This is a genomic window from Methyloceanibacter sp., from assembly GCF_050999895.1.
GTDB lineage: Bacteria > Pseudomonadota > Alphaproteobacteria > Rhizobiales > Methyloligellaceae > Methyloceanibacter.
The window spans coordinates 24,111-31,611 of the sequence record NZ_JBPCOU010000027.1; the positions used below are offsets into that span (position 1 = coordinate 24,111).

The 7,501-nt window shown below is 62.8% G+C and carries 7 protein-coding genes and 1 pseudogene; 3 read left to right on the forward strand and 5 right to left on the reverse strand.

Annotated features, from left to right (window positions below; genetic code table 11):
• The first annotated feature begins 15 nt into the window (after positions 1-15).
• On the forward strand, positions 16-783 hold the full coding sequence (aat, locus tag ACR2J1_RS02950; protein ID WP_434017866.1) for a leucyl/phenylalanyl-tRNA--protein transferase: 768 nt from the start codon (positions 16-18) through the stop codon (positions 781-783).
• A 14-nt stretch (positions 784-797) separates the two neighbouring features.
• Here aat and ACR2J1_RS02955 read toward each other — a convergent pair.
• The 5 genes and pseudogenes from ACR2J1_RS02955 to ACR2J1_RS02975 form a co-directional block, all read right to left on the reverse strand.
• A pseudogene (locus ACR2J1_RS02955) lies at positions 798-1,217 on the reverse strand (DUF2155 domain-containing protein); the annotation flags it as partial.
• 40 nt (positions 1,218-1,257) lie between these two features.
• Positions 1,258-1,590, reverse strand: coding sequence for a hypothetical protein (locus tag ACR2J1_RS02960; RefSeq protein ID WP_434017859.1), 333 nt, complete (start codon positions 1,588-1,590; stop codon positions 1,258-1,260).
• Entirely contained in the window at positions 1,578-2,003 is a 426-nt protein-coding gene (locus ACR2J1_RS02965; protein ID WP_434017860.1) for a class I SAM-dependent methyltransferase, read from the reverse strand. The genes ACR2J1_RS02960 and ACR2J1_RS02965 overlap by 13 nt, the downstream gene beginning before the upstream one ends.
• Positions 2,004-2,036: 33 nt before the next feature.
• Entirely contained in the window at positions 2,037-2,414 is a 378-nt protein-coding gene (locus ACR2J1_RS02970) for an NADH:ubiquinone oxidoreductase subunit NDUFA12 (protein WP_434017861.1), read from the reverse strand.
• A 72-nt stretch (positions 2,415-2,486) separates the two neighbouring features.
• A complete protein-coding gene (locus ACR2J1_RS02975) occupies positions 2,487-3,092 on the reverse strand; it encodes a response regulator (RefSeq protein ID WP_434017862.1) in 606 nt (201 codons plus the stop codon).
• A 403-nt stretch (positions 3,093-3,495) separates the two neighbouring features.
• Between ACR2J1_RS02975 and ACR2J1_RS02980 the strand changes: the two genes are divergently transcribed.
• Positions 3,496-7,200: a vitamin B12-dependent ribonucleotide reductase gene (locus ACR2J1_RS02980; RefSeq protein ID WP_434017863.1), complete on the forward strand. Its 3,705-nt coding sequence runs from the start codon at positions 3,496-3,498 to the stop codon at positions 7,198-7,200.
• A gap of 42 nt (positions 7,201-7,242) precedes the next feature.
• Positions 7,243-7,425, forward strand: coding sequence for a hypothetical protein (locus ACR2J1_RS02985; protein ID WP_434017864.1), 183 nt, complete (start codon positions 7,243-7,245; stop codon positions 7,423-7,425).
• The last annotated feature ends 76 nt before the right edge of the window (positions 7,426-7,501 follow it).

A 7,501-nucleotide genomic window follows, 5' to 3' on the forward strand; every position in this document is an offset into this window, starting at 1 on the left:
CCCTTGAGCAAGACCATGACCTCCATCGACGACGTCATCATTGAGATCACACCGCAGGTCCTGCTGAAGGCGTATGCCTGCGGCATCTTCCCCATGGCCGAGAGCGCGGAAGACAACGCGCTGTACTGGATCGAGCCGGAACGGCGCGGGATCCTGCCGCTGGACCGCCTGCATGTGCCGCGGCGGCTCGCCCGCACCATCCGCCAGAACGAGTTCGACGTTCGGGTCGACAACGATTTCGATGCGGTGATCGAGGCGTGCGCGGCGCCGCGCTCAGGACGGCGCAGCACGTGGATCAACGGCCGCATCCGCAATCTCTACCGCGATCTGTTCGCGCTGGGACATTGCCACACGGTTGAGGTTTGGCAGGACGACGAGTTGGTCGGCGGGCTTTACGGCGTCCATCTCGGCCGGGCATTTTTCGGCGAGAGCATGTTTTCGCGCGTCCGCGACGCAAGCAAGATCGCGCTAGTCTATCTCGTTGCGCGCCTCAAATTTGGAGGCTTCTGCCTGCTCGACACTCAGTTCCTGACAACGCATCTCGAACGGTTCGGCACCGTCGAGGTGAGCCGGACCGAGTTTCAGCGATTATTGGAACGGGCGTTGGGAAGCGGCGGGGGCGGTTCCATCGGCGCATCTTCGAGCGGCGCAGCCTCTGCTGGAGGCGCTGGAGGCGCTTCGCCGGCGGAAGGCGCATTCTCCGCATTGCCTGCCGGATTGACGGGAGCCGAGGTCTTGCAGCTTGTGAGCCAGACATCGAAGACTGGGTGCTCCACGGCGTGAAGCCCGGGGCTTTCCGCGAACATCCAGCCCGTAAAGATGCGCTGCACCTCGCCCGTCAGCTTCACCTCGTCGACCTCGACAAACCCTGTCGTTTTCGGCGCTTCTGTCGGCGGGCGGCTATTGCAGACCCGTGGCGTTACCTTCAGCGCCCCGAACTCGACGGTCTGATCGATCGGAACCTCGAGATGTGAAATGCGCCCCGTCACCTTGTCGAGGGCGGCAAAGACCGCAATGGGATTCTTGACCACTTCGGCGCGCGCGGATGCCGGCGGGAGATCGGCCGTCGCCATCAAGCCAAGTGCGATCAGGCAGGAACCGAGCACGGCCCGGCGGCCGGAAAAAATCCTATCTAACTGCATGCTCCCGCATACCCCATGACTCCAACGTCCCAACATCGCGCGGTTGGGCACCTTAAACAGCAACGGGTCGTGCATGAAAAGGGCATCCGTAAGGCTCCACCGTCTTCCTTGTCTATCAAGGCGTTAGCGTAGCGGAAAACCGTAGCCTGATGTGGTCCGCGGTCCACTGCCCTTCGCTGTCGCAATGCGAGGGACGCAACAGTTCGATTACATCGTCGAGAACCTCGGTCCGCTCCGATTCCGGGTATTGCTCGAAAAAGGACCGGCCGAATGTTGTGAGCCAGCCCTCCATACCGGTCTCGAGCCGGGCCTGACGCGGCACGAGCGCAATGGCGCCAACAGTGAAACCTGCTCCTTCGAGCAGGCGGGCATATTCTTCCGGCGTGGGAAAGAACCAAGGCGCGACACGGGCGGGGTCACCGCCACGCTCCACGCTCACGGCGCGCATCGCCGTGGCAATCGCCGCGACATTGCCGTGACCGCCGAATCGCCGACGAAGCGGCCGCCCGGGTTCAAGGCGCGCGCGACTCCAGCGACCACCAGCTCCGGCGCGCGCATCCAATGCAGAGCGGCGTTCGAGAACACCGCATCGAATTCCTGTGCGAAGGCAAGCTCGTGTCCGTCCAGCTTCTGCACGTCGAGACCACGTGCCCTGGCCGCGTCCAAAAGGTCGTCGCTCAGATCGATGCCGAGAACGTCGGCGCCCGCAGCCTTGATCTCCGCCGTGAGCCGGCCATCGCCACAGCCAAGATCGAGAATGCGCTCGCCGGGACGCGGTGCGAGCATCGCCAGCACATCGCTGGCGAGATCCTGCACGAAGCGGCCGTTCGCGGCGTAGTGAGAGGCCGACCAGCGCTGCACCGCTAGGAGGGACGCCGCGCGAGGGCGTCGACGTCAGGTCGGTCGCCACGGCTCGTACTCCTTGGCGGGCTTCTGCGTTTGGGGCCGCAACGTGCTGCCGGGTGGCCGGTAGGCCTCGTAGGTCCCGGTCATGTTCGGCCGATGCGCCTTCTCCCAGGGATGCGGACTGTAGCTCTCTTCGCTGGGCGGCACGTCGACGGTATGATGCAGCCAGCCATGCCATTCCGGCGGCACCTGCGAGGCCTCGGCCAGGGTGCGGTACACCACCCAGCGGCGCGGGCCGTCCGCTTCCTTGTAGTAAATGTTGCCGAGGCCATCTTCGCCGACGCGCACGCCCTTGCGCCACGTGAAGAGACGCGTGCCGATGGTATTGCCTGTCCACCAGGCAAAGAGCTCAGTGAAGATTCCCATGGATTTTTCGGCGTTTGCTGATTGGCCGGACTATGGCCTCAAGGCCGCGCCGTGTCCAGGGTGGCCCCGGGGTTAGTTCCGAGCGACGCGCGCGATCGGCGACGGCGCTTCAGCGATGTGGCTTGCCTCCGCCCCCTGCCCTTCAAGGGCCGCGCCGAACGCGACGCCGGCCGGCTGTGGCATATAAACGGGCCGTTGGACGCTCAGCGAGAGGCGTTCCTCCATGCCGGCAACGATGAAATGCTCGCCTTGGCGCTCGAAGGGACGATCGTCGTTGAGCAGCCAATCGAGCCGGCGATAGAGCGTGCTCGCGGAGATCGGCAGGATCAGCACCTGATGCGCCCCCGCCCGCAACGCCTCCTCCACCATACCGGGCTTGGCCCGCGTGCTCATGACCATCGCAGGCACGAAGCAGAGTGGCTCGGAGGTTGCGCGGCGCAGGGTGCGAATAAGGACGGGGCCGGACAGCGGCTGCATCGCCCCTGCCGCAATCACGAGATCGGGAACATCCGCCTGCATGGCGCCGATGGCGTCGGTCGAGCTTTTGAAGGTGTCGATGCGGCCAACGCCGATCGCGGCGAGCATGGCCCGCATCACGGCGAGTATGGGACGCCTGTTGTCGATAACGGCGACGACAAGGTCCTCGAGATCGCGGCCTAGAGCGCGATGATACAGCATACGCGACCAACCCCCGCCGCAGCCTGATTCCGGACGCGCCAACAGGATATTGATCGGGTCGTAAACAGAGGGTGAAGACGCTGACTCAAAGCGTTGCAGATACGGCTCACCGTGGCGCGTTTTCCCGGGTCTGAAGCCCGCTGTCTTGCGGACTAGCCGCTCTGCCCACGGCAGGATGGGGACGCTCAGTCGAGTGTTTGTCCGTGCCGACAAAGGGCGAGTTTCCGCCCTAAATCCAGCGCCATGTTGCAAGTCCTCCCCCGGCTATCCACATTTAATTATGGCAGTCACCCACAGGGTTTAGTAGTATCGGCCGACCGCCTGCATAGATGTTGATGGTTTAGCCGAATCGTTCCACGTTTGGCCGGTTGTGCGGGGGTCTTTGCGGGGGAGCTGGATAAGAATGCGGATTGAAAGACGTTTTACAGTCGCGGGCAAGTCGCCCTACGACGCCATTGAGTTTCGCGCGTCTGCGAGCGAGATCCGCAATCCCGACGGGTCCGTCGTATTTGCGCTTGAGCGCTTCACCGTGCCTGCGCAATGGAGCCAGGTCGCGGCCGACATCCTCGCGCAAAAATACTTCCGCAAAGCCGGCGTGCCTAAGCGCCTGAAGCGCGTCGAAGAGAACATCATGCCCGCTTGGCTGTGGCGGTCCGTTCCTGACGACGAGGCACTTGCGGCCGTGTCCAAGGACGCGCGGCTCGGCAGCGAGACCGATTCACGCCAGGTTTTCGATCGGCTGGCCGGCACTTGGACCTATTGGGGTTGGAAGGCCGGCTATTTCAGCTCCGAGGAAGACGCCCAGGCCTTCTTCGACGAGCTCCGTTATATGCTCGCCATGCAGATGGGCGCGCCCAACAGCCCGCAATGGTTCAATACCGGGCTGCATTGGGCCTATGGCATCGATGGCCCGAGCCAGGGTCATTATTATGTCGACTACGCCACCGGCGAGGTGAAGGCGTCGGAGACCGCCTACGAGCACCCGCAGCCGCATGCCTGCTTCATCCAGTCGATCGACGACGACCTCGTCAACGAGAATGGCATCATGGACCTTTGGGTTCGCGAGGCGCGGCTCTTCAAATATGGCTCCGGCACCGGCACCAATTTCTCCAAGCTGCGCGGCGAAAACGAGCCTCTGTCCGGGGGCGGCAAGTCCTCAGGGCTGATGAGCTTCCTCAAGATCGGCGACCGCGCCGCGGGCGCGATCAAGTCGGGCGGCACCACGCGCCGCGCCGCCAAGATGGTGGTGGTGGATATCGACCACCCCGACATCGAGGCCTTCATCAATTGGAAGGTCAATGAAGAGCAGAAGGTGGCGGCCCTCGTCACCGGCTCCAAGGTGCTCGCCGAGCGCCTCAACGCCATCATCAAGTCTTGCGTCAATTGCGAGGCCGATGACGATGGCTGCTTCGACCCGAAACGCAATCCCGCGCTGAAACGCGAGGTCAAGACGGCGCGAAGGGCGAAGGTCCCCGACAGCCTGATCCGCCGCGTGATCCAGTTCGCGCGTCAGGGCTATACCTCGATCCAGTTCCAAACTTACGACACGGATTGGGATTCAGAGGCCTATCGCACCGTCTCCGGCCAGAACTCGAACAATTCCGTGCGCGTCACCGATGCATTTCTCGATGCGGTGGCGGAAGGTAGCGACTGGAACCTCACCTTCCGTAAGAACGGCGCCTTGGCCAAGACCGTCAAGGCGCGCGCGCTGTGGGAGCAGGTCGGCTATGCGGCGTGGGCCTGCGCCGATCCCGGCATTCAGTTCCACACGACCATCAACGACTGGCACACTTGCCCCGCCTCGGGTCCGATCAACGCATCGAACCCGTGCTCGGAATACATGTTCCTCGACGATACCGCCTGCAACCTCGCCTCGCTGAACTTGATGCAGTTCCGCAAGGAGGACGGCAGCTTCAATGTCGAGGCCTTTGAGCATGCGATCCGGCTTTGGACGGTCGTCCTCGAGATCGCCGTCACGATGGCCCAGTTCCCGTCGAAGCGGATCGCGCAGCTCTCTTACGAGTATCGGACTCTCGGTCTCGGCTACGCCAATATCGGCGGCCTGCTGATGGCATCCGGCATTCCTTACGACTCCGCCGAGGGGCGCGCGCTGTGCGGCGCCCTCACCGCGATCATGACTGGCGTCTCCTATGCCACGAGCGCGGAGATGGCAGGCGGGCTCGGCGCCTTCCCGGGCTACGAGCGGAACCGCGAGTCCATGCTCAGGGTCATGCGCAATCATGCGCGAGCGGCACGCGGCGAAAATGACGGCTACGAGGTGCTGGCGACGGCGCCGGTGCCGCTCGATCATGCCAACTGCCCCGATCCGGCGCTGATCGCTCACGCCACGCAGGCCTGGGAGCAGGCCATCGCACTCGGCAGCCGACACGGCTATCGCAACGCGCAGGCCACGGTCATCGCGCCGACGGGCACGATCGGCCTCGTCATGGATTGCGATACCACCGGCATCGAGCCCGACTTCGCGCTCGTGAAGTTCAAGAAGCTCGCTGGCGGCGGCTATTTTAAGATCATCAATAGCATGGTGCCCGAGGCGCTGCGCCGGCTCGGCTATGACGAGGCGCAGACCAAGCGCATCATCGAATATGCCGTCGGCCACGGCACCCTCACCGGCGCACCCGGCATCAATCCGGAGACGCTGGCCTCCAAAGGATTCACGCCCGAGAAGATTGCCGTGGTCGAGAAGGCGGTTCTGGCTGCCTTCGACGTCAAATTCGTCTTCAACAAATGGACGCTGGGAGAGGCGTTCTGCACCGAGGTGCTGGGAATCGCGCGGGAGCGGCTCGATGCCCCCGATTTCGACCTTCTGACCGATATCGGCTTCGATAAAAGAGAGACCGAGGCCGCCAACGAGTTCGCCTGCGGGGCGATGACGCTGGAAGGTGCGCCAGGTCTCGATGCGAAGCACCTGCCGGTCTTCGATTGCGCTTCGCCGTGCGGCCGCAAGGGCAAGCGCTTCCTTTCGGTGCAGAGCCACATTCAGATGATGGCCGCCGCGCAGCCCTTTATCTCCGGCGCCATCTCCAAGACCATCAACATGCCGAACGAAGCGAGCGTCGAGGACTGCCAGGAGGCCTATTTGCTCTCGTGGCGGTTGGCGCTGAAGGCCAACGCGCTGTACCGCGACGGTTCCAAGCTCTCGCAGCCCCTGAATGCACAGCTTCTTGCCGACGACGAGGACGAGCAAGACGAGGTGCTGGCGGCAATCGCATTCGATCAGCCGCAGAACCAGCGCGCGACCGTCGTTGCAGAACGCATCGTGGAGCGCATCATCGAACGCGTGCGCGCGCGCGCTGACCGCGAGCGTCTGCCGGATCGCCGCCAGGGCTATACGCAGAAAGCGGTCGTCGGCGGTCATAAGGTCTATTTAAGAACCGGCGAGTATGCAGACGGACGGTTAGGTGAAATCTTTATCGACATGCATAAGGAAGGCGCTGCGTTCCGTTCTCTCATGAACAATTTTGCGATCGCGGTGTCTGTCGGACTGCAATATGGTGTTCCACTCGAAGAGTTTGTCGACGCCTTTACCTTCACGCGCTTCGAACCAGCAGGTCCGGTACGCGGGAACGAGGCGATCAAGAACGCAACATCGATTCTTGATTATCTCTTCAGAGAGCTTGCAGTTTCTTATCTTGGGCGTTACGAGCTTGCTCATGTTGATCCAACTGAGATTGGCAACACAACGCTCGGCTCTGGTGACGCAGGCGAAAGCAGGCGTCCCACCGAAGCTCTCGTCTCACCCGGCTTCACTCGTGGTCGCCTGGGTGAGCGAAAGATGTTCGCGTCGAGCAAGGCGCAAGGAACTGGTGCGCAGGCACATGCATTGCAGACGAGTGTCGACGATGACGCGCTTCCGCGCACCACAAACCTGGCCACCGCATCAACTCCGTTCCCTTCATCACAAACGGCGGAGCATGTCGCTCGCGCCGTCGAATCGCTCGCTGAGCGCGGCGCATCAGATTTTGTCGCCGAAGCGCGCGTTAAGGGTTATGAAGGGGAAGCTTGTGGAGAATGCGGGAACTTTACCCTTGTCCGGAACGGCACGTGTCTCAAATGCGATACGTGCGGAGGGACGAGCGGATGTAGTTAGAGTGAACTCATCGACCAGCCAGCCCCAAAGGAGGGATGCAAAATGGCAGTAGCGAAGAAAGCGACCAAGAAGAAGACCACGACGAAGAAGCCTGCGGCACGTAAGCCCGCCGCACGCAAACCCGCCGCCCGGAAGACTGCAGCCGCCAAGAAGACGACTGCGAAGAAGACCGGTACGGCTCGCCGCAAGCCCGCTGCAAAGCGGACCGCGACGAAGCGCAAGTAACTCGGCTAAAGGCGCGAGGGAAACCTCGCGCCTTTCCCGCTTGAGCGCCGCCGATGAATTCGCGCGGCGCTTTTTT

Coding starts and splice junctions, on each gene's coding strand:
- ACR2J1_RS02975 (WP_434017862.1), bottom strand. CDS start 3,092: ATGCTGTATCATCGCGCTCTAGGCCGCGATCTCGAGGACCTTGTCGTC.
- ACR2J1_RS02960 (WP_434017859.1), bottom strand. CDS start 1,590: ATGCGCGCCGTGAGCGTGGAGCGTGGCGGTGACCCCGCCCGTGTCGCG.
- ACR2J1_RS02985 (WP_434017864.1), top strand. CDS start 7,243: ATGGCAGTAGCGAAGAAAGCGACCAAGAAGAAGACCACGACGAAGAAG.
- aat (WP_434017866.1), top strand. CDS start 16: ATGACCTCCATCGACGACGTCATCATTGAGATCACACCGCAGGTCCTG.
- ACR2J1_RS02970 (WP_434017861.1), bottom strand. CDS start 2,414: ATGGGAATCTTCACTGAGCTCTTTGCCTGGTGGACAGGCAATACCATC.
- ACR2J1_RS02980 (WP_434017863.1), top strand. CDS start 3,496: ATGCGGATTGAAAGACGTTTTACAGTCGCGGGCAAGTCGCCCTACGAC.